Consider the following 26,928-nt stretch of genomic DNA (forward strand, 5'->3'; position numbering starts at 1 on the left):
ACGCTCACCGCCTGCCCTCCCGCCGCAGCCGCCGGATGTTGAACCACATCACCGGGATCACCAGAAGCAGCAGGAACACCGCGATCGCGCTCGCGATGCCCGGCTGGTCCTCGGAGAAGCCCTTGCGGTACAGCTCCAGGGCGAGCACGTTCGCGTCGTCCTGGGACGAGCCCGGCGCGATGATGAACACCAGGTCGAACACCTTGAGCACATTGATCATCAGAGTGACGGTCACCACGGCGAGCACCGGAGCCAGCAGCGGCACAGTGACCCGCCGGAACACCTGCCACTCATTGGCCCCGTCGACCCGCGCCGCCTCCATCAGCTCCCGCGGCACACTCGCCAGCCCCGCCGCGATCAGCACCATCGCGAAACCGGCCCACATCCAGATGTACGAGCCGATGATCGCCGGGGTGACCAGGGACGGGCCGAGCCAGTCCAGCCCGTTGTAGGGCTCCTTGAAGTTGTCGGCGGGCAGCCGCAGCAGTGCCCCGTCGGCCGCCGCGGGCAGGCTGAACGTCCCGTCGGCGGCGGCCTCCGTGGAGGCCACCACCTCGCCGTCCTTGACCGCTTCGACCTTCATGCCCGCGTAGCCCAGTTCGGCCGGGTCGGGCGCGCCGAGGGTGCCCACGCCCTTGCCGCGGGTGAAGTCCTGCCAGGCGGTGCCGGTGACCCGGTCCGGCTCGGAGGGGGCACCTATGGCGGTCGCCGCGTCGCCGGGCATCTGGTCGGGGGCGACCCCGACCAGCGGCAGGGCGACCGGCTCGCCCGCGCGGACCGGCTCCCGGGTGACGAAGGCCCCCTTGGCCGCCGTATCGGCCACCAGGGGCGAGTTCCGCCCCGGGTGCGCCTTCGGGAACGCCGACGACTCGGCGAACGTGTCGTGCACCCCCACCCAGACCGCGTTCGCCACGCCCTTGTCCGGGTCCTGGTCGTACACCAGCCGGAAGATGATCCCCGCGGCGAGCATCGAGATCACCATCGGCATGAAAACGATCAGCTTGAACGCGGTGCCCCAGTGCACCCGTTCGGTCAGCACCGCGAAGACCAGACCGAGCGCGGTCGCGATGGTCGGCGCGAACACCACCCAGATGATGTTGTTCTTCAGCGCGGTGCGGATGCCGTCGTCCGTGAAGAGCGCCTGGTAGTTGTCGAACCCGGCGAAACCGTCGCCGGACTGGTCGTAGAAGCTGCGCACGACCGAGTACCCGATCGGGTAGACCACGAGCGCGCCGAGCAGCACCACGGCGGGCAGCAGGAACAGCGCGGCCACCGACCATCGCGTCCCCGTCACACCGCGCCGGCCACGGGGAGCGGCGGGGGGTGTGCCGTCCCCCGCCGTCACGGGCGATGCCATCGCCGCTAGTTCCCGTACGCCTTGGCCGCTTCGGCCTCCAGCTGTTCCTGGGTGCCCGCGATGTCGGACGGGTCCTTCAGGAAGTCCTGGAGGATCTTCCACTCGCCTTTACCGGGTGTGCCGCCGAACGCCTGCGGGGCCTGGTCGGACATGTCGAAGCGGAAGTCGTCACCGGCCGCGACCAGGGCCTCGGCCATCTTGCGCTGCACCTCGTTCGGGTAGACGGAGGTGTCCACGTTCTTGTTCGGCGAGAGAAAGCCGCCGAGCTTCGCCTGGACGGCCGCCGCGTCCGGGGAGGCCAGGAAGGTGGCGAGCGCCTGTGCGGCCTCGGAGTCCTCCAGGATCACCGCCGCGTCGCCGCCGGACACCACGGGCGCGGTGTCGCCGACCGCCGGGAACGGGAACACCTTGGCGTCGGTGCCGACCTTGGCGTCCGTCTCCGCGATGTTCACCTGAACAAAATCGCCCTCGAAGACCATTCCGGCCTTCGGTTGATCACCTCCGGTGAACGTTTGTGTCACGGACGCCGGGAACTCGGTCTGAAGTGCCCCGTCCGCGCCGCCCGCGATGTAGTCCGCCTTGCCCCAGATCCCGGCGAGCACGGTCAGCGCGTCCTTGACCGAAGGATCGGTCCAGGGGATCTCGTGCCGCGCGAGCTGGTCGTACTTCTCGGGACCGGCCTGTGAGAGGTACACGTTCTCGAACCAGTCGGTGAGCGTCCAGCCGTCCGCGCCGCCGACCGAGAACGGTGTGACCCCGGAGTCGTAGATCGTCTGGGCGGCGGTCAGCAACTCGTCCCATGTGGTGGGCTCGGTGGCCCCGGCGTTCTCGAAAACCTGGTTGTTGTACCAGATCAGGGATTTGTTCGCCGCCTTGTAATACACGCCGTACTGCTCGCCGTCCACCGCGCCGAGGTCCTGCCATGCCTGTGCGAAGTTCTTGCTCAGCTCTTCCTTCGCCGCCGGTCCGACCGGTGTGGCCCAGCCCTTGTCCACGGCCTGCTGGATCGCGCCGACCTGCGGCAGCATCGCCACGTCCGGCGGCGCCCCGCCCGCGATCTTGGAACCGAGGAAGTTGATGATCGGATCCTGGGCGGGGACGAAGGTGACCGAGGCGCTGGTGCGCTTCTCGAACTCCTCCAGCACCTTCTTGAAGTTGGCCTGTTCGGGCCCGGTCCATACGGCGGCGACTTCGAGGCTCTGACCGTCGAGCTGGGGGAGGGTGACGGTACTGGCGGTCTCGCCGCCGCCCGCGCTCTCCCCGCCCCCGCCCCCGCCGTCGTCCCCGCCCCCGCAGGCGGTCAGCGAGAGGGCGAGGGCCGCCGCGAGGGACGCGGCGGACAGCCGGGCGGCTTTGCGTGTGCGGGACGTCCGTACCTGACGGATGGTGTCGCTCTTGCAGTGCATCACGGCCCCGTTCTTCGGATCTCGTCGAAGGTTCGAGCGCTACGTGCGGTTTGGTTTACGCCGGGCGCCGGGGGTCGGCAAGAGCGGACGTCGTGTCAAGAGCGCGATCGTGACCCCGTCGTGATGGGGCGGCGCGGAGCGGGTGACAGGGCGGACGCGTACGGGTGCGTACGGATGCGTGGGGCCCCGTACGTCGCATCCGCAACGCCGGTAACAGCGGCAGCGAACGCCCCATCTGTGAGCCGCCGGACGCGCATGTGCGCCCGGTCCACGACACGCCTGGATCTGACGCCAGGGTCTCCGACACGCCCGGACTTGGACGCCTGGTCTGCGACCCGCCGGACTCGAACCCCCTGGACTCCGACGCGCGGGGACACCGACGCCGCGGACTCGGACAGCCGCCGACTCGGACGCCCCCTGAGCCGCAAGCCCCCCGACGCGCTACGAGCCCGGACTACAGCAGCGACGGCACCTCAGGCGCCGACACCTCCCGCGCGGCCCGCTCCAACGCGCTGGCCAGCAGCGCCAGGTCCGTCGGCCCGTTGCCCAACTCCCGTACCGGGCGCCGGGCCGGAGGGTCGCCCGCGCGCTCCCACTCCACCGGTACGACCGTGGGCCGCAGCGTCGCCGTACGCGGGATACGGCCCGTCACCCGGCCGCCCTGGAACGCCGTTCCCCGCCCGTCGCCCCCGGTCAGCCGCCCCCGTCCCGGCGCGGGCTCCTCAGGGCCCTCCACCGGCGTCTCCAGCTCCACCAGCAGGGCCGCCCGCCGCACCGGCTCCGTCTCCGCCGTACGGCCGCCCGGATGCGCCGCCGACACCAGATGGACGCCCAGCCGCTCGCCCTCGCGCGCGACCGCCTCCAGGGCCCGCATCACCGACCCCGCCGCCGGACGGCCGGGCGAGCCCAGCGCGGGGGAGACCAGCGCGTCCAGGTCGTCCACGACGACCACCAGCCGGGGCAGCGGTGGGGGCGTCTCCGTGCGTCTGCGCGCCGCCGCCGGGCGCAGCCGCAGGGTCGAGCTGGGCGGGGTGTCTATGTCCCCCGCCGCGGTGGACGCCGTGGGCGTGTCCCTGCCGGGCCCTGCTCCCGGGCCACCGTTGTCCACCGTCCGCTGCGGCCCGATCCGGCCCGGCATCGAGTGGCCCGCGTGCCCGGAGTGCCCCGCATGGGGGGCGTGTGCCGCGTGCCAGCCCGTGAAGTCCGTACGGCCCACCAGTTCCGCCCGCCGCTTCAGCTCCGCGGACAGGGACTGGGCGAACTCCCTCATCCGTACCGGATCGTTGACCGTGAGATGGGTCGTCACATGGGGCAGCTCGGTACAGACCCGCAGCCCGTCCGCCGGGCCCCCGCCCGTCCCCACGCCGTCCCGTCCGTCTATCAGGATCATGCCGAGCCGGTCGGGGCGCTCGGCCGCCGCCAGCGAGGCCACCACCGCCCGCAGCAGCTCCGTACGGCCGCTGCCCGCCGGGCCCTCGACCAGCAGATGCGGGCCCTCGGCCACCAGATCCACGCCGACCGGCCCGCGCGGGCCCGCGCCCAGCACCGCCCAGGCCCGCCCGCCGACCGCCTGCCGGTCGTCGGCCGCGTCCGCCCAGCGGGCCATCAGGGACGCCGGGGTGGCCCGCGCGAGCCCCAGCTCGTCCAGCAGCCGGGCCGTCTGCGGCAGCGGGGCCGACACCCGCGCGGGCCGCTCCCCGCCCGTGCCCTCCGGCCGCAGCGGCGCCAGGGCCCGCGCGAACCGCTCCGCCCACGCCGGGGACACCGCGTCCACCGCGGCGGACGTGCCCTGCCCGAGCGGCCCGCGCCCCTGCTCGCCGGACGCGACCCGCAGCAGCCGCAGCGCGGTCGCCACGTCCCCGCCGAGCAGTGCGACCGCACCGCACTCCCGGAACACCGGGGCCGCCGCGCACGCCGCCTCGAACATCTCCGTCACCGGCGCCGACCCGCCCGCCGCCGTCTCCGCCAGGCACAGCACATGTATCCCGGCCCGGGGACCCTGCGCGCACAGCCGCGCGAGGGCGTCCCGCAGCCCGGAACCACCCGGATCGCCGTCCACCACGACCACCGTGTACGGCCCCGGAACGCCCGCGGCGGCGGCCGGGTCGCCGTCCTCGCCGTCGACGCCGTCCACGGCCCACGCGGGCCGGTGCGCCCCGCCCGCGCGCGTGGGGACGGCGTAGTGGACCGTGCCGTCCGCGAGGCGCTCCTCCATGCCCCGCAGCAGCTCGTCCAGGCGCGCCGCCGCCTGCTCGCGGTCGTAGGCGAGGAGCAGCCGGCAGTCCTGGCCGTGCCGTGGGCGCACCTGGGGGAGCCAGCCGAGCCAGGACCACTCGGCGGTCCGCTCGTGCACCGGACGGGTGCGGTCCGCGCTGATCAGGACGATCTCCAGGCCGTCCGGCGAGTGCAGCGCGGCGAGCTGCGCCAGCACCGCGCGGGCCAGCCCGGCGAGCCGGGGGCGCGGCCCTGCCAGGCCCAGCGCCCCCGCCTCACGCAGATCGGTGGTCACCGGTACGGCGGGCAGCAGCCCGGAGCCGTCCGGCGCGGGACGGTCGGCGGTGCCCAGCCGCACGGTGAGCGCCTCCGGGTGGCCCGGTGAGCGCTCCCACAGCCGGGGGCCCGGTCCCAGTGCGGTCAGCAGCAGCGCGGCCGGGTCCGGCCAGGTGTCCGGCAGCGGGGCGGCGGCCGGGTCGCGCGGGGCGGCCGTCTCGGGGGGCGTCTCCCGCGCGTAGGCGGTCTCGCCGTCGTACGGCACGGTCCCGCCCGGTGCCGCTTCGCCGCGGCCTCCGGCCAGCCGCCGGGCCCACGCGGAGATGCCGCGTTTGCGGGTACCGGGGGTGTGGGGCGGCGTGTCGTCGCGGGCGGTGGGGCGGGCGCCGGGGCCGGTTCCCAAGTCGCCGGTCCCGTGTGTGTCGCCGTCGCTTCCCGGGGCGCCGGTGCGGGGCGTGTGCCGGGAGCGGCCGGGGGCGCCACCGCGCGGGGCGTCGCGGCCGTCCCCGGGAGCCGCGCCGGAGTCCCCGGCGAACCCGCCCGGACGGCTCTCGATCCGTGGGGCCCTGCCCTGTCCCGGCACGATCGGCGGCTCGGCGGGCGCGTGCTCCTGGGCACCCTGCACGTCCCAGCCCGCCGTGGTGTGCGTGACATGCGCGTCCCCGGCGCCGGGCCCCGAGGCGGCGCCGTACGGCCCCGGCACCGGACCGGCCGCTGTCCCCGGGGCGGAACGGGCCGTCGGGACGGAGCCGGTCCCCGGAGCGGGGCCGGTCGCCGGAGCCGACCCCGGTATCGGGGCGGGTCCCTCCGTGGACGCCTCCGCGGGCGACACCCGCACATACCCCTCGCCGTCCGGCTCCGTCCGCATCCGCGCGCCCAGACCGCCCGGTGGCGCGATCCGCAGCGCCGACTCGCCGATCCTGAGCAGCGCCCCCGGCGCGAAGCGCACCGCGCGGGGGCCGACCCGGCGGCCGTCCAGGGCCGTGCCGTTCGTGGAGCCGAGGTCGGCCACCGCCGCGCGGCCGTCGTCGGCCAGGGTGACCGCGCAGTGCAGCCGTGAGACGTCCGGGTCGTCGAGGGGGACATCGGCGTCGGCGGAGCGGCCGACGGTGACCTGCCCGCCGTGCAGCAGATGGACGCCGCCCGCGTCCGGGCCCGCGATCACGTCCAGCCGGGCGGGCGCGTCGTCCAGCTCCGGATGCGGCTCCGGGTCGGCGGGGGCGCCGACGGACAGCACCGCGCCGTCGACCAGCGGCGGCTCGCCGAGCGTGCAGCGCTGGGCGTCCAGGCGCTGCGCGCCCGTGAAGAGCACCACCGGACCGCGATCGGCGCCCGCCTCGCCCGCGACCGCCCCTGCCAGGGCCGAGGCCACCGCCGCGAGGGCCGTCCCGGCGGGGGCCGTGACCAGCACGTCGCAGCGCGCCGCGCGGCCACGGGTCTCGGAGGGCGGGCCGAGCGGGTCTACGACGGTCAGCCGGATCTGCATCGCCGCCAGCGGTCCCTTCTGCGCGGGCACCCGGGCAGAAGGGACGGGCCGAACCGCGGTCCCCCACCGCGGACTTCCCCCCACCGCACGAGCGCGTCGGCCAGTACTGACAGGCATCCTCGCACCTGCCGCCGACAACGCGCCCGCCGCCCGGCGTCAAGTGATCTTGATTGGTCGGCTCTGCCCGCAAAAGTGCCTGTCCATTGCGCGGCGCCGGTCCGCTTGGGACCGACCGGCGATCGAATCGCGCTCGATTTGAGATCGGTCACGTCCGTGTTCGGCAACCAACCAGGCCGACCGGGCGTCTTCCCGTCGAACACGGGCGTGGACCCGTCGAGGACCTGTCGGGGCCCCGTCCGGACGCCCGCCGGACCGCCGGTGGGCACAGCTCCGGGCGCGCCCCCTGGGCACGCCCTCGGGAAGAGGCGGGAAGGAGCGGCGGAGCGGAACGGCGCCCGCGGCCGGCGCCGGGCGCGGTATCGACGACAGCCCGGCCACAGGCGGGCGGCACTACAGTGGGTCGGACACCCGTAGCACACTTCGCGCGGTGTACGGACCAGCCAGGCAAGCGGCGAGCAGGTGGCCGGCAAGCAACAGGGAGCGCATGACGTGCGGCCGGTAGGCAGCAAGTACCTCCTGGAGGAGCCGCTCGGACGCGGCGCCACAGGCACCGTCTGGCGCGCCCGCCAGCGTGAGACCGCGGGCGCCGAGGCGGCCGTGCCCGGTCAGCCCGGCGAGACCGTCGCCATCAAGGTCCTCAAGGAGGAGCTGGCGGGCGACCCGGACGTGGTGATGCGCTTCCTCAGGGAGCGTTCCGTCCTGCTCAGGCTGACCCACCCCAACATCGTGCGGGTGCGCGACCTGGTCGTGGAGGGCGAACTGCTGGCCCTCGTCATGGACCTGATCGACGGCCCCGACCTGCACCGCTATCTCCGCGAGAACGGCCCCCTCACACCGGTCGCCGCCTCCCTGCTGACCGCCCAGGTCGCCGACGCGCTCGCCGCCAGCCACACCGACGGTGTCGTCCACCGCGACCTGAAGCCCGCGAACGTGCTGCTCAAGCAGTACCAGGGCCAGATGCACCCGATGCTCACCGACTTCGGCATCGCCCGGCTGGCCGACTCGCCCGGCCTGACCCGCACCCATGAATTCGTCGGAACGCCCGCGTATGTGGCGCCCGAATCCGCCGAGGGCCGCCCGCAGACCTCCGCCGTCGACGTCTACGGCGCCGGAATCCTGCTGTACGAGCTGGTCACCGGCCGCCCGCCGTTCTCCGGCGGCAGCGCGCTCGAAGTACTGCACCAGCATCTGAGCGCCGAGCCGCGCCGCCCGTCCACCGTCCCCGAACCACTGTGGACGGTCATAGAGCGCTGCCTTCGCAAGAACCCCGACGAACGGCCCAGCGCCGAGAACCTCGCACGCGGTCTGCGCGTCGTCGCCGACGGCATCGGGGTGCACGCCAACTCCGCGCAGATCGCCGCCGCCGAGGGCGTCTCCGCGCTGCTCGCCCCGGACCCGTCGCCGACGACCGTGCCCGACACGCCCGGGGCCGCCGACCCGACCCAGGTGCTTCCGCACGGCGCGCCGGGCGCGTACGACCCCAACGCGGCGACCAGTGTCCTGCCCCACACCGGCGGGCCCTCGGGCGCCGCCGACCCCACCGCCGTACTGCCCAGCACCGGCGCACCGGGGCGGGGCGGAGCCGATCCCACGGCCGTCCTGCCTCCGGTGCCGCCCGGACAGCCCGGCGGCGCGCCCCAGGGCGACGAGCCGCACCCTTGGCAGAACCAGCTGCGGGCCGCCCGTGACCGCAACGAGCAGACCCAGGTCCAGTACCTCGACCCCAGCCAGGACCCGCTGCGCCGCCGCCCTCAGCGGCAGGCCGCCCCGCAGCAGCCGCCCCAGCAGCCGCCTCACCGGCAGCCGCAGCCCCGGCCGCAGCAGGCGCCGCCACCGCCCGGGTACGGCCATCCGCATCAGCAGCCCCAGTACCAGCCTCAGCAGTACGCGCCCGCGCCGCCGCAGCCTCAGCAGCCGCACCAGCCTCAGCGGTACGCGCCGCCGCCCACGCCGCAGCAGACCCGTCCGCAGCGTGAGCCCCGAGAGCCGCGCCAGCGCAGCGCCAATCCGATGCGCATCCCGGGCCTGGGCTGCCTCAAGGGCTGTCTGTTCACGGTCGTCATCCTGTTCGTGGCCGGCTGGCTGATCTGGGAGCTGAGCCCGCTCCAGGACTGGATCGGCACGGGCAAGGGGTACTGGGACCAGCTCACCGACTGGTTCACCACGATCACCGGCTGGATCGGCGACCTCGGGGGCGGAAGCTCGGCCTGAGAGCCGGGCCACGGAGCCGGGCCTGAGGACAGGACATGAGGGCCCGGCCTGAGGGCCGGACATGGGGACCCCGTCCGGAAGGCCGGTCTGACGGACCGGCCGACGAACGGGCCGGGCTCCAGGTGCCCGGCCCCTGTTGATCGGACGACCGGACCCGCTGGACGACCGGGCCACCGGACGGCCCCGCAACCACGCCACTCGGTCGCTTTGTCGACATCCGGTGGGTGATTTCCGCCTCCGCGGTGAAGGTTGGCCCGTCGGACGCGTAGTTTTGGCGGCAACACGCGTCTGTAGGAGCAGTCTTGGCACGGAAGATCGGCAGCCGGTACACCGCGAACCAGATCCTGGGGCGGGGCAGCGCCGGCACGGTGTGGCTGGGCGAGGGACCCGAGGGGCCCGTCGCCATCAAGATGCTGCGCGAGGATCTCGCCTCCGACCAGGAGCTGGTCTCCCGCTTCGTCCAGGAGCGCACCGCCCTGCTCGGCCTGGAGCATCCGAACGTGGTCTCCGTACGGGACCTGGTGGTCGACGGCAACGACCTCGCCCTCGTCATGGACCTGGTCCGCGGCACCGATCTGCGCACCCGGCTGGAGCGGGAGCGGCGGCTCGCCCCCGAGGCGGCCGTGGCGATCGTCGCCGACGTGGCGGACGGCCTCGCGGCGGCGCACCGGGCCGGGGTCGTCCACCGCGACGTGAAGCCCGAGAACGTGCTGCTGGACATGCAGGGACCGCTCGGCCCCGGCGGCTCGCACCGCGCGCTGCTGACCGACTTCGGCGTCGCCAAACTGATCGACACGGCGCGGCGCACCCGTGCCACGAAGATCATCGGGACACCGGACTATCTCGCCCCCGAGATCGTCGAGGGACTGCCGCCCCGCGCGGCCGTCGACATCTACGCCCTCGCGACGGTCCTGTACGAACTGCTGGCCGGCTTCACTCCGTTCGGCGGCGGGCACCCCGGGGCGGTGCTGCGGCGGCATGTGACGGAAACGGTCGTTCCGCTGCCCGGTATCCCCGAGGAACTGTGGCAGCTGATCATCCAGTGCCTGGCCAAGGCCCCCGCGTCCCGGCTGCGCGCCTCGGAGCTGGCCGTCCGGCTGCGGGAGCAGCTCCCCTCGCTGGCCGGGCTGCCGCCGCTGGACGTGGACGAGCCCGACACGGACGTCGAGGCGGAGCCGGTGGCGCCCGCGGCGGGGGAGCGGGACCGGGACGCCGGGGGCGTGGAGCCGACCGCGCGGGAGCGGCGCGGGGCGGTGCCGCTGGTGCGCGGCGCCCAGCCCGACTCCAACCGGGACACGCATACGTCGATGAGGGTCCCCGCGCCGGACGAGCTGGCCGGGGGCGCGCACGGGACGGCGCGGGTGCCGAGGGCGCCGGGGGCGCCGCGGCCGGGCTCCGCGCGGAACCGCGCCGCGACGCGGCGTCGGCGTGTCGCGCTGGGCGCGGGGGCGGTGGCGCTGGTGGCGGCGGTGGGGGTCGGTGCGTGGCTGGCCTCGGCGGACGGTGAGGGCACGCCTGGCGAGACGGAACACTCGGCCCCGGCGGGTCCCTAGATTCCTCGCCCCCGCCGCCCCTGCCCGTCCCATCCCCAGGGGAGGGCCCCTGGTACCCCCGCCCCTCACAACCCGGCGCGCCGAAGCCCTGCCCTTGGCCCCGTCTGGCGGCTCCGCCTCCAGACGCCCGCTTCAGGGGCGCTGCCCCGGACCCCGCGCTGGGGCGCCCTGGGCCCTTGCCTCGGACTCCCGTCCTGGGGCTCCGCCTCGGGGGAGACTCCATTCCCGCCCCCCGAGGGGGAGGCACTCTGGATCCCGCCCCTAGGGTCCGCCCCCGGCCCGGCGCTTCAGAGGCCAGGCTCGCGGGCCTGGCCCTGGAGGAGACCCCGCTCCCTGCCCCGGGACCCTCGCCCCAAGGCGCCCCCGAGGCGTCCGGCCAAAAACCGTGGCGGTTGAGCCAGGACCCTCCCCCGCAAGGGGCGCCCCTTGGACTCCTGCCCTGGATTCCCCCTCGGGTCCTGCGCTCGGACGCTCGGCCCTTGGGGCTCCGTCCCGGAGTGGGGTCCCGGAGTGGAGTCCCGGACCGGGGGCCACGTGCCCTGGGGACCCCTGTCTCGGGGCTTCCGCCTCCGGATCCTGTGCTTCGGACGTTCGACCCGGGGCTTCGCTCCGGAGGCCGCGCCGCCCTCGTCCCGCACAGGGACGCCCGTCCCCAAGAGCACCGCCTTGGTTCCCTCTCCGGGGACTCTGTCCTGGGCCAGGCGCTCCGGTCCTCCCACGCGCTGGACTCCGTCCCCAGACCGCCCCTCGCCAGCCACCTCCCCCAGCGCCACCGCCCCACACCCAACTAGCACCCCCCAGCGCCACCACCCCCCGGGCGTCCCCCAGCACCACCACCGTCGGCACCCAACCAGCAACCACCCAGCACCACCCCTCAGCACCACCTCTCCCAGCACCCCTCAGCACCACCTCCCAGCACCACCTCCCCCAGCACCCCCCAGCACCGCCTCCCGGCACCCCGCCCCGCGCGGACCCCACCTCCCCCCGTCACTCCCCGTAACCACCCCCCAAGGCCTCACGCCCGGCGCTGGTCCATCGGCGGAGCCGTTACGCTGGGGGACGTGGCAGTCGTCGACGTATCCGAAGAGCTCAAGTCCCTCTCCTCGACCATGGAGTCGATCGAGGCCGTCCTGGACCTCGACAAGCTGAGGGCGGACATCGCCCTGCTTGAGGAGCAGGCGGCAGCGCCGTCTCTGTGGGACAACCCCGACGAGGCGCAGAAGATCACCAGCAAGCTCTCCCACCTCCAGGCCGAGGTCAGGAAGGCGGAGGCGCTGCGCGGACGGATCGACGATCTCGCCGTGCTGTTCGAGATGGCGGACGAGGAGGACGACCCGGACACCCGCGCCGAGGCCGAGTCCGAGCTGGCCGCGGTCAAGAAGGCGCTGGACGAGATGGAGGTCCGCACCCTCCTGTCCGGCGAGTACGACGCCCGTGAGGCGCTGGTGAACATCCGCGCGGAGGCGGGCGGTGTCGACGCGGCCGACTTCGCCGAGAAGCTCCAGCGGATGTATCTGCGCTGGGCGGAGCAGAAGGGCTACAAGACGGAGATCTACGAGACCTCGTACGCGGAGGAGGCCGGCATCAAGTCGACCACCTTCGCCGTGCAGGCCCCGTACGCCTACGGCACGCTCTCCGTCGAGCAGGGCACCCACCGGCTGGTGCGGATCTCGCCGTTCGACAACCAGGGGCGCCGCCAGACCTCCTTCGCCGGGGTCGAGGTGCTGCCCGTGGTCGAGCAGACCGACCACATCGAGATCGACGAGTCCGAGCTGCGCGTGGACGTCTACCGCTCCTCCGGACCCGGCGGCCAGGGCGTGAACACCACCGACTCCGCGGTGCGCCTCACCCACATCCCCACCGGCATCGTCGTCTCCTGTCAGAACGAGCGCTCCCAGATCCAGAACAAGGCCACGGCGATGAACGTCCTCCAGGCCAAGCTGCTGGAGCGGCGCCGCCAGGAGGAGCAGGCCAAGATGGACGCCCTCAAGGGCGACGGCGGCAACTCCTGGGGCAACCAGATGCGTTCGTACGTGCTGCACCCGTACCAGATGGTCAAGGATCTGCGGACGGAGTTCGAAGTGGGCAACCCCGAGGCCGTGTTCAACGGGGAGATCGAGGGCTTCCTGGAGGCCGGGATTCGCTGGCGCAAGCAGCAGGAGAAGTAGCACGGCGTCCGGGACGTCCCGGAACGCCGCTTTGTCGACAAGGCAACTGCCGCCCTCCCGGCGGCAGTTGCCTTTCGTTCGCCCCTGTTGTCTGGGTTTTACATCACACTCACACGCCGTCCACCCCGGCATTCGCCCCCTATCAGGACATCGCGTACGCAACGGCCTTGACGTTGCTGTGAAAACTCGGAAGGGTGCCCCTTGGCATGCGTTTTACCTGGGGCGCATGTGAACCGGGGGGTTCCACCACAGTGACCTCCGTCGATCACGGCCCCGAAACGCCGCCCCTCTCTGACGATGAGCTACTGGGGGTAGCAACCAGATGACCAAGAAGACACGGGTCCGTGTCGCGCGGTTCGCGGCGGGTGCCGTGATCGCCGCCGGTGCGTCGCTGACCGCCGCGGGCGCGGCTTCCGCGGCCGACACCGACGACTGCCTGCTCGGGGTGCTGTGCGCCGCCGACGAGACGACGCCCCCGCCGACGGGACCGCCCTCCGAGACCCCGCCCACCGAGACCCCGCCGCCGAGCCCCAGCGTCCCGACCGATGTCCCCACGGACCCGACGGAGGAGCCCACCGAGCCGACGGAGGAGCCGGAGGAGCCGGAGGAGCCAGAGGAGCCGAACGAGCCGGCGCCGAGCCAGACCTCGGACGACAGCGGTACCGGCGGGGTGAGCCCCGAGGGCGGCTCCGGCCAGTCCGCGCAGAACCAGGGCTCCTCCTCGCTGACCGACACCGGTACCCGGACGCCGGTCGGCAGCACCCCGCAGGGCGGCGGCGACGAGCTGGCCGACACGGGCGCCATGGAGACCACCTTCCTGGTGATCGGCGCCGCGACGATGATCGCCGGCGGTGTCGGCTTCCGGGTGCTTCCGCGCCTGATGACCGGCCGTGGCGGTACGGCGGCCTGACCGCCACCGACGGTGACAGTGACCGTCCGTGCGCACCCCGTAGGGGGCTGTGCGCGGACGGTGGACACAGGAACCGCCTCCGGGTGCGGCTCAGACGCACCCGGAACACGAAAGGGCCCGGAGCGGCGGCTCCGGGCCCTTTCGGCGTTCTCCGGGCCCGGCGGGGGCCCTTTTTGCGCGGCTTACGCGGTCTGGTGCGCCAGCAGCGCCACGGCGGCGATCAGCACCGCCAGCAGGGTGATCAGCGTCGCCGGGTTGAGGCCCGCGAAGAGGTTGTCCTGCCGCAGCCGCTGGCGGTTGGCCCGGCACACGGGGCAGCGGCCCTCACTCACGGGCGCGGCACAGTTCGCGCACACCAGCCGGTCGTACGTCATGCGCTCGCCCTCCTCACGGGTTCGGTCCACCCGTTCCAACGGTTGTGAGTCCGTGAACGTTCCCTACTCCACTGTGCCAGGTTCCGCCGGACGCCGCGTCCCGACGCCGGGAGTGGGTCACCTCGTCGTACGGCACGGCGGTACGGGCCACCGCGCGGGGCCGCCCCCGGAGCGCCGTACCCGAGGACCCGCTCCCGGAGCGCCGTACATGTGGGGCCGCCCCGGAGCGCCGTACACAAGGACGGCCGTGCATAGCCGCACTGCAAAAAGACAGCCGTACAAAAAGGCACAAGCATCGCGCAACCGGGACCGGTGACTGCGGGGGTGAGCCCCGGTCGCGTATGGTCACGCACATCTACCCCCGGCGACCCGTGGTGCATCCGTGATCCGATTCGACAATGTCTCCAAGGTCTACCCCAAGCAGACCCGCCCCGCACTCAGGGATGTGTCCCTGGAAGTGGAGAAGGGCGAGTTCGTGTTCCTCGTGGGGTCCTCCGGCTCCGGAAAGTCCACCTTTCTGCGGCTGATCCTCCGCGAGGAGCGGTGCAGCCATGGCCAGGTGCACATCCTGGGCAAGGACCTCGCCCGGCTGTCCAACTGGAAGGTGCCGCAGATGCGCCGCCAGCTCGGGACGGTCTTCCAGGACTTCCGGCTGCTGCCGAACAAGACGGTCGCCGAGAACGTGGCCTTCGCCCAGGAGGTCATCGGCAAGTCGCGCGGCGAGATCCGCAAGTCCGTGCCCCAGGTCCTGGAGCTGGTCGGGCTCGGCGGCAAGGAGGAGCGGATGCCGGGCGAACTGTCCGGCGGTGAGCAGCAGCGCGTGGCCATCGCGCGGGCCTTCGTCAACCGGCCCAAGCTGCTGATCGCCGACGAGCCGACCGGCAACCTCGACCCGCAGACCTCCGTCGGCATCATGAAGCTGCTCGACCGGATCAACCGGACCGGCACCACCGTGGTGATGGCGACGCACGACCAGAACATCGTGGACCAGATGCGCAAGCGCGTCATCGAGCTGGAGAAGGGCCGCCTCGTCCGCGACCAGGCCCGCGGCGTCTACGGCTACCAGCACTGACCCGCCCCGGGCCCCACCGGCCCGCGGGACGCGGCGCAGGCCCCCGGGCCGCCCGCAGCCCCGCAGACGTCCACGGAAAGGCTTAACCAGACGCCATGCGCGCCCAGTTCGTCCTGTCGGAGATCGGAGTCGGTCTCCGCCGCAATCTGACGATGACCTTCGCCGTCATCGTCTCGGTCGCCCTGTCCCTGGCCCTGTTCGGCGGCTCGCTGCTGATGAGCGACCAGATCAACACCATGAAGGGCTACTGGTACGACAAGGTCAACGTCTCCGTCTTCCTCTGCAACAAGTCGGACGCCGAGTCCGATCCGAACTGCGCCAAGGGCGCGGTCACCGAGGACCAGAAGACGCAGATCCTCACCGACCTGGAGAAGATGTCCGTCGTCGACACGGTGACGCACGAGACGCAGGACCAGGCGTACAAGCACTACAAGGAGCAGTTCGGCGACTCCCCGCTGGCCAGCTCCCTCACCCCGGACCAGATGCAGGAGTCCTACCGGATCAAGCTGGAGGACCCGGAGAAGTACCAGGTGATCGCGACCGCCTTCAACGGGCGGGACGGTGTGCAGTCGGTGCAGGACCAGAAGGGCATCCTGGACAACCTGTTCGAACTGCTCAACGGCATGAACGCCGCCGCACTGGCGATCATGGCGCTGATGCTGGTGGTGGCGCTGATGCTGATTGTGAACACCGTACGTGTGTCCGCGTTCAGCAGGCGGCGGGAGACCGGCATCATGCGGCTGGTCGGCGCGTCCGGGTTCTACATCCAGGCGCCGTTCATCATGGAGGCGGCCGTCGCCGGACTCATCGGCGGTCTGGTGGCGTGCGGCTTCCTGGTGCTCGCCCGGTACTTCATCATCGATCACGGGCTGGCCCTGTCCGAGAAGCTCAACCTGATCAACTTCATCGGCTGGGACGCGGTCCTCGCCAAGCTGCCGCTGATCCTCGCGACCAGCCTGCTGATGCCCGCCCTTGCCGCGTTCTTCGCGTTGCGCAAGTACCTGAAGGTGTGACGCACGCCCTGAGGGCCGTACGGGCAACCGGCCGTACGGCCCTTCGCGTTGTCCTAGACTCACCGCCATGTCAGGCCGTGACCTGTTCTGTCAGCCCCGCCCTCGCCGCCGCGGGGCCACCCTGACATTGGTGTTCGCCGGGGTCCTGGTGGCGGGCGCCGCGACCGGCTCGCTGCCGGTCGGAGAACGCCGCGGCGACCCCGACCCCGGCACCACCCGCGCCGCCGCCCCCGCCGGGCGCGACGGTGTCGCCGAGGCCGCCGCCGAGGCCATGGCCGAGGGCAAGTCCCCCATGGAGGCCGCCGAGCGGGCCGTCAGCCGCAGCGGCGAGCGCTGGGACGCCGTCTACACCGAGGGCGAGTACGCCGAGTTCGAGGAGGCCCTCGACGGCGGGTACACGGGCGTCGGCGTGTCCGCGCGGCGCGAGCGGGACGGCCGGATCGAGGTGACCGAGGTCTCCACCGGCTCACCCGCCGCCACGGCGGGCATCCGCGCGGGGGACCGCCTGGTGAGCATCGACGGCCGCAGCGTCGCCGGTCTCCCGGTCACCGAGGTGGTCTCGCTGCTGCGCGGGGACGCCCAGGACGCGGCGGTCGGCACCGGCGTCCGGCTCGGACTGGAGCGGGGCACGCGCACATGGCAGCAGTTGCTGCGACGCGCCCGGCTGTCCACCGACTCGGTCACGGTGGACGAGCTGCCCGGCGGCGTGACCGTGATCAAGGTGGCCGCCTTCACCAAGGGCTCCGGCGACGCCGTGCGCGACGCCGTACGGGAGGCGCCCGGCGGCGCCGGGGTCGTCCTCGATCTGCGCGGCAACTCCGGCGGGCTGGTCACCGAGGCCGTCACCGCCGCCTCCGCCTTCCTGGACGGCGGTCTGGTCGCCACGTACGACGTCGAGGGCGCCGAGCAGGCGCTGCACGCCGAGGGCCGCGGCGACACCGCCCGGCCGCTGGTCACCCTGGTCGACGGCGGCACCATGAGCGCGGCCGAGCTGGTCACCGGCGCCCTCCAGGACCGGGGCCGCTCGGTGGTCGTCGGCTCCCGCACCTTCGGCAAGGGCTCGGTGCAGATGCCGACGCCGCTGCCGGACGGCTCGGTCGCCGAGCTGACCGTCGGCCACTACCGCACCCCGGCCGGCCGCGCCGTCGACGGCAAGGGCATCACCCCCGACCTGGAGGCGGACACCGGGGCGCTGGACCGCGCTGAGACGGTCCTCGCGGGGCTGGGACGGTAGCGGCACGGCGGCGGGGTGGCTTCGGCGCGGCGAGCGAGCGGGGCAGTGGCGCGGCGCGTGCGGGGCGCAGTGGCGCGGCGGCCCGGGGCCGGTCCCGCGCGGGACCGCATAATCGCTTCCCCGTCACCCCCCGCCTAGTGCGAAAATGGTCCGCACTATGGCTAAGGAAAAAGGGCGCAAGCTGATCGCGCAGAACAAGAAGGCGCGGCACGACTACCACATCATCGACACCTACGAGGCCGGGCTGGTCCTCACCGGTACCGAGGTGAAGTCGCTGCGCCAGGGCCGGGCCTCGCTGGCCGACGGCTTCGTCCAGCTCGACGGGCACGAGGCGTGGCTCTACAACGTGCATGTGCCCGAGTACAGCCAGGGCACCTGGACCAACCACACGGCCCGCCGCAAGCGCAAGCTGCTGCTGCACCGGATGGAGATCGACAAGCTGGAGGCCAAGTCCGGCGAGACCGGCTTCACCATCGTGCCGCTCGCCCTGTACTTCAAGGACGGCCGTGCCAAGGTCGAGATCGCGCTGGCCCGCGGCAAGAAGGAGTACGACAAGCGGCAGACCCTGCGCGAGAAGCAGGACCGGCGTGAGACGGAACGGGCGATCTCGGCGGTACGGCGTCGACAGCGGGCCTGAGCCGGGCCGGATCCGCGGCGCGGGCCGGGAGCGACCGTTCGGGGGGCTCTGGTGGTCGTATGCGCGGTTCCGGTGTCCGTACCTGATTGAACGATCAAGAACGCCCAGATCGGGCGATCAAGGGCATGTGGCTCAGGTGATCGAGCGTGCGCGAGGCGGTGATCGAAGGTGTCGCGGTGGTCGAACGACCGTCGTCACCCGGGCGTCGCCGGGAATACGCTGGCAAGCCGTCCCGTTGATCCCGTACGATGGAACAAGCGCCGCTTCGGACGGTGCGATGATTGAAAACACCACATGGGGATGATCGGTTTCGACAGCGGTTGTCGAAGCAGGGGAAGCGTGTCGAGAAAGCGGCCATGATCTCGTAAACCACAGGCCGAAAAAAATAATCGCCACTTCCAAGCGCGATTCCTCCCAGCAGGTCTTCGCCCTCGCTGCCTGATAGGCAGCGCGAGCGAGCCTCCTACTAAGGGAGTGTCAGTCCGGGGCTGTTCCCGACCCGGGTCCTGACATCATCTAGGGGACTAAACCTTGATCCTGGTCACGGGGTGAAGAGGGAAACCAAACAGTGACTGAGCCCGTCGGAGACTTGTCCGCGTGATCGCCGGGGCTGAGAAAATCGAAGCGGACTGCACACGGAGAAGCCCTGGTTCCGCACCGTTGGACGCGGGTTCGATTCCCGCCATCTCCACGATCTCCATGGCGAGGGCCCGGCAGTCACCGACTGCCGGGCCCTCGGTGTGTCCGTCGCCGGTCACCCGGAGCCACCGGCCCGCCGCCCGCCCGGCTCCCCCCCCGACCTCTCTATGCGCCTGCCCGGCTGCCCGGCCGCAGGGCCAGCAGCAGGGCTACGGCCGCCGCCGTGGCCGGGAGGCCGTACCCGGCCGTGGGGGAGAGGTGCTCGGCGACCCAGCCGCCGGTCGCCGCGCCGCACGCGATGCCCGCGAGCAGCCCGGTGACGGCGAGGGTCATGGCCTCGTTGAGCCGGTCCGCCGGGGCCCGCCGCTGGACCAGGGTCATGCCTGTGATCATCGTCGGCGCGGTCGCCATCCCGGCGATCAGCAGCGCCACCGCCACCAGTGCCAGCGAGCCGGTCAGCGACGCGGCGAGCAGCGGCAGCGTGAGCAGCGCGGTCATCGCGGCGATGCACCACGGGTAGCGCCTCTCCGGCGGCCCGGTCAGCCGCAGCGCCCCGAAGGCCAGCCCCGCCGCGAACGACCCCGCCGCCTGGAGCCCCAGGACCGCCCCCGCCCACGCCGCGTGCCCGGTTGCGTCGGCGAAGGCCAGCGTGACCACCTCCATGGAACCGAACACCGCGCCCATGGCCAGGCAGATCACCAGCAGCGGCGCCATCCCGGGCGCCCGCAGCGGTGAGCCGGACGTGGTCGCCGGGCGGGGCGGCGGCTCGGTCGAGCGCTGTGCCGTGAACAGCAGCACCCCGCTCACCAGCAGCACCACCCCGGTCAGCGTGCCCGCCTCCGGGAAGAACGTGCCGCACAGGAACGCGGCCAGCACCGGCCCCAGCATGAAGCTCAACTCGTCGGCGGACTGCTCGAAGGAGTTCGCGGTGTGCAGGGCCTTCGGGTCGTCCGCCAGCAGATGCGCCCAGCGGGCGCGGGACATGCCGCCGATGTTCGGGGTGGTCGCGGTGGCGGCGTAGGCGGCGAACAGGGTCCAGGCGGGGGCGTCGTACCGGACGCAGAGCACCAGGGCGAGGCTGCCGAGGACCGCGCACAGGGCGGCCGGTACGGCGATCCGCGCCTGGCCGTACCGGTCGACCAGCCGGGCGATCCAGGGGGCGACGAACGCGGTCGCGGCGAGCCCGGTCGCGGTCACCGCACCGGCGAGGGCGTACGAGTCGTACGCACTGGCGATCATCACGACCGCGCTCACGCTGAACATGCCCGCCGGCAGCCGGGCCAGCAGATTGCCGGCGGTGAAGGCCCTGGTGCCGGGCAGGGCGAAGAGGCGGCGGTAGGGGCCGGGGGCGGACGGCGGCCGGACGGACCGGTGGGCCCGACGGGACCGTCCACGGGAGCGTCCACGGGAACGGCCGGGGGAGGTCCCATGGGAGTTCGCACGGGAACATCCGGGGGACGTCTCCTGGGAACCTCCACGGGAACATCCGGGGGACGTCCCCTGGGAGCGCCCACAGGAACATCCGGGGGACGTCCCCTGGGAACCCCCACAGGAACATCCAGGGCACGTCCCCTGGGAACCCCCACAGGGGCAGTCACGGGGACGTCCGCCGGACCGTCCGAGGGAGCGTCCCCGAGGCCGGAAGTCGGCCGCGACCAGGCTGTCGGCGGTGACGAGGGGGGTGACACCTGGGCTGGCGGGTGGGCGGCGGCGGGCGTAGGGCGGTTGCGGCATGGCCTCTACGGTCGACCGCGTCCGGTGGCCGGGTCCAACACCTTCTGACCGGTAATTCACGCGCTGTGGTTGTGAATCCCGCGGTACCTTGCCGGGATGCCCGCCGACATCGACCCCCGCCTGCTCCGCTCCTTCGTCGCCGTGGCGGAGGAACTGCACTTCACCCGGGCCGCCGCCCGGCGCCATGTGGCACAGCAGGCGCTCAGCAGGGACGTACGGCGGCTGGAGCGGGAGGTGGGCGCGGAGCTGTTCGTACGGACGACCCGTCAGGTGACGCTCACCGGGGACGGGGAGCGGCTGCTGCCGTACGCGCGGCGGGTGCTGCGGGCGCAGGACGAGCTGACCGCCGCGTTCGGCCAGGCCCGGCCGCTGCTGGTGGATGTGAACTCGCCGGGCGTGGGCACGGCCCGGCGGGTGCTGCTGCGGGCCCGGGAACTGGCGCCGGACGTGGAGCTGATGGCCCGCTACGAGAGCGGTCTCACCGGGGCGGCGGGGGAGGTGCTCGCCGGGCGTCTCGACGTTTCTTTCGGACGGTTCGCCGGGCTCGATCCGGTGTTGCGGGCCGGGCTTGAGCAGCAGCCGGTGCGGTTCGAGCCAATGGCGGTGCTGCTGCCGGTGGCGCACCGGCTGGCCGGACGGGACCGGGTGCCGCTCGCCGAACTGGCCGGGGAGCAGGTGTACGCCGGGGCGGGCAATCCACGGACACCGGAGTGGACGGACCTCGCGCGTCGCCTGTTCGAGGGACATGGCGTCGAGGTCGCGTCACCCCATCCGCTGGCGATCGGCGAGGAGGAGTTCCAGCGGATGATGGCGAAGACCGGCAATCCGATCCTCGTCGTGCAGGAGTTTCCGGCCATGCCCGGAACCGTGCACCGGCCCTTGACCGACCCGGTGCCGCTGTCGCCGGTCTCGCTCGTCTGGCGAAAGGGGCTGGTGCATCCGGGGCTCACCGCGCTGCGCCGGGCGGCGTCCCTGCTCGCGGCGGACGAGGGGTGGCTCAGACGACCGGTCGGGGGATGGATTCCGGCCATGGATTCCGCGGTGATGAACGTCCATGGCTGACACGCGGCGAACACCGATCCCGCACGTGCGCTACATTCATGGCGCGAGCACGGTGTGGTAATGGGGGCGCTGGAGCCGGGTGGGGGCCTGGTTCGGTCGACGGGTGCTCGGGGTCGTCCGCGCTTCCGGAACTGTCCCGTGGGGGGAAGTGCGCACGTGAACAATTGGCGAGAAGACGCCCAACCGGAATGGCCCGCGCCCGGTGCCAGGACGGGGGAGATATCGGCCACGGGAGGTCCGACCCGCGCTTCCGGGGACGACACCGGGGACGGGGACGCCGATACGGAGGGGGACTCAGACGGCGGACGGGGCGGCGCTCGGGGGATCTGGGAGCCGCGGCCGTCCGGGGCGGGACAGGAGCCGGTGCGGCGGGACCCGATACGTACGGAACATACGGAGCCGTTCCACGACGCCGTACATGGGGACCCGATACACCAGGACCCCTTCCGCCAGGAGCCGTTCCGCGCGTTCGAGCCGCGGCGGTCCCCGGGGACGGGGCCGGAAGGACGGGCGTTCACAGAGCCCGCCACTGGCACCACCACAGGCACCGGCACCGGTGAACCCGCCCCGTCCACTCCGGACGCCGAGCGCCCCGCGCCCCCTCCCCCCTCCGCCACGACCGACACGCCCACCGTCGGCTCCTGGGGCGTACCCCTGGCCGGAGCGACCGAGGTGCTGCCGCGTACACCGGTCGGCACGCCCCCGCGTGACCCGTGGGCGGAGCCCGGCGACCCGGCGGCCCCGGTGAGCGAGGGCGCTCCGCACCGCTACGACTCGGCGGCCCCTGCGAGCGCCAGCGCCCCGCACCGCTACGACCCGGCGGCCCCCGTGAGCGCCGGCACCCCGCACGCCTACGACCCGGCGACCTCCGCGAGCGAGAACGCCCCGCACGCCCACACCCCCGCCGCCCCCGCGGGCGAAGCCGCCGCCCACGCCCACGACCCGCACGAAGTCACCGTCCAAATGGACGCCGTGCAGGTCGGGGAGGGCGGCGTCGTGCGCGCCGCGCCCGGGGACGCGCCCGACGCGGGCGACGGACCGGTGTTCGTCGACGAGACCGGGCGGCGCAGCCGTCGCTACCGGCGGATCGGCATGGCGGTGGCGGTGGCCTGTGCCGTCTACGCGGTCGTCATCGTCGCCACGCTGCTCTCCGGGAACTCCAACGCGCCCTGGCTGCCGGTTCCGGGGCAGCAGGACGGACAACCGGCCGGGCAGGTGGACACCACTCCGCTGCCGGAGACGTCGGCCGGGTCCGCCGACCCGAGCGCCGACGCGTCCGAGGCGTCCGCGTCGGCGAGCGAGGACACCACCGCCTCGCCCGGCGCCGACCCCACCGCCACCGACGAGGCCACCGCCTCCGCCGACCCCGGCACCTCGGGCGAGCCCGAGCCCCCGGCGGCGACCGGCGGCCCCACCTCCCGGCCCAGCCTCCCCACCGGCCCCGGCACCCAGACCTCGTCCCCGGCCACCACCTCGCCCGACCCGGGCACCCCGACCGACCCGCCCACCGGCTCCCAGAGCCCCGGCCCCAGCGAGACCCCCGCCGAGGGCGGCGAGGCGGGCGGCGGCACGGGCAGCGACACGGCCGTACAGGGCGGCGCGGCGGACGCCCTGTCCACCAACGCCGAGGGCGACGGCGACGGCGAGGCCACCGCGGCGCTCCGCGCGGCCGTCCCGTCCACCGGGCGCGCCCCGCTCCTCATCGCCGCCCCGCGGCTGTCCACCACCCCGCTCTCCCTCTCCTCCCCGTCCCCGGAGTACGTGCTCTGATGGCAACCCGCTCCCGCCGCAGGGCGTCCGCCCGCTCCGGCCCCCGGCGCCGCCGCCTGCCCATGAGGCTGCTGCTGCCCACGCTCGTCCTGGTCGCCCTGATGGCGATGCTGATGCTGCGGGGGTATGTGCACAGCGAGATCCTGGCCGACCACCGGGTCCAGGACCCGGTCGCCGCCGACCATGTGCCCGAGCGGGTCCTCGAAGGCGGCCCGGTCATCGACACCCGTGGCGCCGAACCGACCAGCCTGCGGGTGCCCGACCACCGGCTGGTCCTCACCTTCGACGACGGCCCGGACCCGGTCTGGACACCGCGCGTCCTCGACGTCCTGAAGAAGCACGACGCGCACGCCGTCTTCTTCGTCACCGGCACCATGGCCTCGCGCTACCCGGATCTGGTGCGCCGGATGGTGGACGAGGGCCACGAGATCGGGCTGCACACCTTCAACCACCCGGACCTCTCCTACCAGTCGAAGAGCCGGATCGACTGGGAGCTGTCGCAGAACCAGCTCGCCATCACCGGCGCGGCCGGCATCCGCACCTCCCTGTTCCGGCCGCCCTACTCCTCGTACGCCGACGCCATGGACGACAAGTCCTGGCCGGTCACCGAGTACATCGGCTCGCGCGGTTACATCACCGTCGTCAACAACACGGACAGCGAGGACTGGAAGCGGCCCGGGGTCTCGGAGATCATCGAGCGGGCCACGCCGAAGCACGGGCGGGGCGCGATCGTGCTGATGCACGACTCCGGTGGCGACCGTTCGCAGACGGTGGCCGCGCTGGACCGGATGCTGCCCGACCTCGAAGAGCGCGGCTACCGGTTCCAGAACCTCACCGAGGCCCTGGACGCGCCGAGCGCCCACAGCGAGGTCACCGGCGTCGACCTGTGGAAGGGCAAGGCGTGGATCTTCCTGGTCCAGGCGTCCGAGAAGATCACCGACGCCCTGGTGGCCGGTCTCGCGGTGGTCGGTTCGCTGGTCATCGGGCGGTTCCTGCTGATGCTGCTGCTCTCCGCGGTGCACGCCCGCCGGGTGCGGCGGCGCGGCTTCAGCTGGGGGCCGCCGGTCACCGAGCCGGTGTCGGTGCTGGTGCCCGCGTACAACGAGGCCAAGTGCATCGAGAACACCGTCCGTTCGCTGATGGCCAGTGAGCACCCGATCGAGGTGATCGTCATCGACGACGGGTCGAGCGACGGCACGGCCCGGATCGTGGAGTCGCTGGGACTGCCCAACGTACGGGTGGTGCGCCAGCTCAACGCGGGCAAGCCCGCCGCCCTCAACCGGGGGCTCGCCAACGCCCGCCACGACATCGTCGTGATGATGGACGGCGACACCGTCTTCGAACCGGCGACCGTCCGCGAACTGGTCCAGCCGTTCGGCGACCCGCGGGTCGGCGCGGTGGCCGGGAACGCCAAGGTCGGCAACCGTGACTCGCTGATCGGCGCCTGGCAGCACATCGAGTACGTGATGGGCTTCAACCTGGACCGCCGGATGTACGACATCCTGCGCTGTATGCCGACCATCCCCGGCGCGGTCGGCGCGTTCCGCCGCTCGGCGCTGGAACGGGTCGGCGGTATGAGCGACGACACGCTCGCCGAGGACACCGACATCACCATGGCCCTGCACCGCGACGGCTGGCGGGTGGTGTACGCGGAGAACGCCCGCGCCTGGACCGAGGCCCCCGAGTCCGTGCAGCAGCTGTGGTCGCAGCGCTACCGGTGGTCGTACGGCACCATGCAGGCGATCTGGAAGCACCGGCGGGCGCTGGTGGACCGGGGTCCCTCCGGTCGCTTCGGCCGGGTCGGGCTCCCGCTCGTCTCCCTCTTCATGGTGCTGGCCCCGCTCCTGGCGCCCCTCATCGACGTCTTCCTGCTGTACGGGCTGATCTTCGGGCCGACGGAGAAGACGGTCGGCGCGTGGCTCGGTGTGCTCGCCATCCAGGCGGTCTGCGCGGCGTACGCCTTCCGGCTGGACCGGGAGCGCATGACCCATCTCATCTCGCTGCCCCTCCAGCAGATCCTGTACCGCCAGCTCATGTACGTCGTACTGCTCCAGTCCTGGATCACCGCCCTCACCGGCGGCCGGCTGCGCTGGCAGAAGCTGCGGCGTACGGGCGCGGTGGGCGCGCCCGGCGGAGCGGTGCCCGGACAGCGCCACGCGGCCAGTGACGACCGGAGGCCGGTGGCATGACGAACCCCTACCCTCCCGGCTCCCCGTACGCGACCGGTCCGGGCGCGGCGGCGCCCGGGTACGGCGTTCCGGAGCAGCGGGACGCTGCCACCGGGCTGTCGGCGGACACCGCCACCGGGCTGTCGGCGGATACCGTCACTGGGCTGTCGGCGGACACCGCCGCGCCGACCGTCGACGCGGCACCGGCCAAGGCGGGCGGCGGCGGCCGGGACCGCTATCTGGATCTGCTGCGCTCGATCGCGCTGGTCCGCGTGGTCGTGTACCACCTGTTCGGCTGGGCCTGGCTGACCGTGCTGTTCCCGTCGATGGGCGTGATGTTCGCGCTGGCGGGCTCGCTGATGGCGCGGTCGCTGAAGCGTCCGGCGTGGGGCGTGATCCGGGGCCGGGTCCGCCGGCTGCTGCCGCCGATGTGGGCGTTCGCGGCGGTGCTGCTGGTGCTGCTGTTCGCGGGCGGATGGGACCCGGGGAGCGGCGGCGACGGCTCCACCTGGGGCTGGGTCAAGGTCCTGAACTACATCTTCCCGGTCGGCGCACCGCCCTTCCCCTGGCAGATCGGCTCCAAGTCCGGTCTGCTGGAGGACACCTGGGCGGTGCAGGCGGCCGGACCGCTGTGGTACCTGCGGGCGTATCTCTGGTTCGTGATCGCCTCGCCGCTGCTGCTGTGGGCCTTCCGCCGGGCGCCGTGGGTGACGCTGCTCGCTCCGCTCGGCCTGACGGCGGTCGTCGGGACCGGACTGGTGACGATCCCCGGAGAGACCGGCAACGCGGTGACGGACTTCGCGGTCTACGGCGGCTGCTGGGTGCTGGGCTTCGCCCACCACGAGGGCCTGCTCACCCGCGTCCCGCGCTACGCGGCCGTCTCCTGCGCCACGCTGGTGATGGCGTTCGGACTGTGGTGGGCGTCCGGTCATCTCGGCCCGGACGGCTGGGACCTGAACGACATCCCGCTGGCCCAGGCCACCTGGTCCTTCGGCTTCGTGGTGATCCTGCTCCTCTACTCGCCCTCCTGGCGGGAACTGCCCGGCCGCCTGGCCAGGTGGGACAAGCTCGTCACCCTCTCCAACAACCGCGCGGTCACCATCTATCTGTGGCACAACATGCTGATCATGGCCACGGTCCCGCTCATCGACCTCGCCTACGACCTGCCGTTCCTCCAGAGCGAGGGCGCGGTCTCGGCGCTCGACTCCACCTACACCCTCCTGATGTTCCTCCTGGTCTGGCCCCTGATCGGCCTGGCCGTCGTGACGGTGGGCTGGGTCGAGGACATCGCCGCGAAACGCCGCCCACGGCTGTGGCCGGACGGCCGCGACACGGGACGCCGGACGGCCACCGACCGCCGCCGCCGGGGCTGACCGGACGGGGCGGTTCCACCGGGTCTCCAGGCGTCGAGGTGTCCGGGTGACCTGGTGACCTGGTGTCCGGGTGACCGGGTGACCTGGTGTCCGAGTGTCCGGGTGACCGGCGTACTTGTGTACGGTTTGGGCGTCGACGTGTGGTGCGGCC

17 protein-coding genes and 1 other RNA gene are annotated in these 26,928 nt (G+C 73.0%); 13 read left to right on the forward strand and 5 right to left on the reverse strand.

Features of this window, described 5'->3' with window-relative positions; genetic code table 11:
• Positions 1 to 4: 4 nt before the first annotated feature.
• The 3 genes from AB0D49_RS30025 to AB0D49_RS30035 form a co-directional block, all read right to left on the reverse strand.
• Entirely contained in the window at positions 5 to 1,294 is a 1,290-nt protein-coding gene (locus AB0D49_RS30025) for a sugar ABC transporter permease (protein WP_362763529.1), read from the reverse strand.
• Between the two features lie 68 nt (positions 1,295 to 1,362).
• On the reverse strand, positions 1,363 to 2,763 hold the full coding sequence (locus tag AB0D49_RS30030) for an ABC transporter substrate-binding protein (protein WP_362763194.1): 1,401 nt from the start codon (positions 2,761 to 2,763) through the stop codon (positions 1,363 to 1,365).
• A 454-nt stretch (positions 2,764 to 3,217) separates the two neighbouring features.
• Positions 3,218 to 6,739, reverse strand: coding sequence for an FHA domain-containing protein (locus AB0D49_RS30035; protein ID WP_362763531.1), 3,522 nt, complete (start codon positions 6,737 to 6,739; stop codon positions 3,218 to 3,220).
• Between the two features lie 609 nt (positions 6,740 to 7,348).
• Between AB0D49_RS30035 and AB0D49_RS30040 the strand changes: the two genes are divergently transcribed.
• The 4 genes from AB0D49_RS30040 (at position 7,349) to AB0D49_RS30055 (ending at position 13,701) form a co-directional block, all read left to right on the forward strand.
• Complete coding sequence (locus tag AB0D49_RS30040) at positions 7,349 to 9,070, forward strand: serine/threonine-protein kinase (RefSeq protein ID WP_362763198.1); 1,722 nt, start codon at positions 7,349 to 7,351, stop codon at positions 9,068 to 9,070.
• Positions 9,071 to 9,372: 302 nt separating this feature from the next.
• The gene (locus AB0D49_RS30045) at positions 9,373 to 10,623 is read left to right on the forward strand and encodes a serine/threonine-protein kinase (RefSeq protein WP_362763201.1); all 1,251 of its coding nucleotides are present in this window, start codon (positions 9,373 to 9,375) and stop codon (positions 10,621 to 10,623) included.
• Between the two features lie 1,061 nt (positions 10,624 to 11,684).
• Entirely contained in the window at positions 11,685 to 12,791 is a 1,107-nt protein-coding gene (gene prfB, locus AB0D49_RS30050; protein WP_362763204.1) for a peptide chain release factor 2, read from the forward strand.
• A 322-nt stretch (positions 12,792 to 13,113) separates the two neighbouring features.
• Positions 13,114 to 13,701 (forward strand): hypothetical protein, encoded by a 588-nt coding sequence (locus AB0D49_RS30055; protein ID WP_362763206.1) that lies wholly within the window; start codon positions 13,114 to 13,116, stop codon positions 13,699 to 13,701.
• A 182-nt stretch (positions 13,702 to 13,883) separates the two neighbouring features.
• Here the strand turns inward: AB0D49_RS30055 and AB0D49_RS30060 are convergent, their stop codons facing one another.
• Positions 13,884 to 14,075, reverse strand: a complete 192-nt coding sequence (locus tag AB0D49_RS30060) for a hypothetical protein (RefSeq protein ID WP_362763209.1) — start codon at positions 14,073 to 14,075, stop codon at positions 13,884 to 13,886.
• Between the two features lie 382 nt (positions 14,076 to 14,457).
• On the opposite strand from AB0D49_RS30060, the gene ftsE reads away from it, so the two are divergent.
• From ftsE to ssrA, 5 genes are all read left to right on the forward strand, one after another.
• Entirely contained in the window at positions 14,458 to 15,147 is a 690-nt protein-coding gene (gene ftsE / locus AB0D49_RS30065; protein WP_362763211.1) for a cell division ATP-binding protein FtsE, read from the forward strand.
• Positions 15,148 to 15,242: 95 nt separating this feature from the next.
• The gene (ftsX, locus tag AB0D49_RS30070; RefSeq protein ID WP_362763214.1) at positions 15,243 to 16,160 is read left to right on the forward strand and encodes a permease-like cell division protein FtsX; all 918 of its coding nucleotides are present in this window, start codon (positions 15,243 to 15,245) and stop codon (positions 16,158 to 16,160) included.
• A 67-nt stretch (positions 16,161 to 16,227) separates the two neighbouring features.
• Entirely contained in the window at positions 16,228 to 17,394 is a 1,167-nt protein-coding gene (locus tag AB0D49_RS30075; protein ID WP_362763217.1) for a S41 family peptidase, read from the forward strand.
• 157 nt (positions 17,395 to 17,551) lie between these two features.
• Positions 17,552 to 18,031, forward strand: coding sequence for an SsrA-binding protein SmpB (gene smpB, locus AB0D49_RS30080; RefSeq protein ID WP_362763220.1), 480 nt, complete (start codon positions 17,552 to 17,554; stop codon positions 18,029 to 18,031).
• 296 nt (positions 18,032 to 18,327) lie between these two features.
• Positions 18,328 to 18,725: a transfer-messenger RNA gene (gene ssrA / locus AB0D49_RS30085) on the forward strand.
• Between the two features lie 110 nt (positions 18,726 to 18,835).
• Here the strand turns inward: ssrA and AB0D49_RS30090 are convergent.
• Positions 18,836 to 19,990: an MFS transporter gene (locus AB0D49_RS30090; RefSeq protein WP_362763534.1), complete on the reverse strand. Its 1,155-nt coding sequence runs from the start codon at positions 19,988 to 19,990 to the stop codon at positions 18,836 to 18,838.
• Between the two features lie 510 nt (positions 19,991 to 20,500).
• On the opposite strand from AB0D49_RS30090, the gene AB0D49_RS30095 reads away from it, so the two are divergent.
• From AB0D49_RS30095 to AB0D49_RS30110, 4 genes are all read left to right on the forward strand, one after another.
• Positions 20,501 to 21,466, forward strand: a complete 966-nt coding sequence (locus AB0D49_RS30095; RefSeq protein ID WP_362763223.1) for a LysR family transcriptional regulator — start codon at positions 20,501 to 20,503, stop codon at positions 21,464 to 21,466.
• A 672-nt stretch (positions 21,467 to 22,138) separates the two neighbouring features.
• Complete coding sequence (locus AB0D49_RS30100; RefSeq protein ID WP_362763225.1) at positions 22,139 to 23,236, forward strand: hypothetical protein; 1,098 nt, start codon at positions 22,139 to 22,141, stop codon at positions 23,234 to 23,236.
• Positions 23,236 to 25,425: a glycosyltransferase gene (locus tag AB0D49_RS30105; RefSeq protein WP_362763228.1), complete on the forward strand. Its 2,190-nt coding sequence runs from the start codon at positions 23,236 to 23,238 to the stop codon at positions 25,423 to 25,425. The genes AB0D49_RS30100 and AB0D49_RS30105 overlap by 1 nt, the downstream gene beginning before the upstream one ends.
• Entirely contained in the window at positions 25,422 to 26,777 is a 1,356-nt protein-coding gene (locus AB0D49_RS30110; protein ID WP_362763231.1) for an acyltransferase, read from the forward strand. The genes AB0D49_RS30105 and AB0D49_RS30110 overlap by 4 nt, the downstream gene beginning before the upstream one ends.
• Positions 26,778 to 26,928 lie beyond the last annotated feature (151 nt).

The sequence above is a fragment of the Streptomyces sp. NPDC048290 genome (genome assembly GCF_040652095.1).
Lineage (GTDB): Bacteria > Actinomycetota > Actinomycetes > Streptomycetales > Streptomycetaceae > Streptomyces.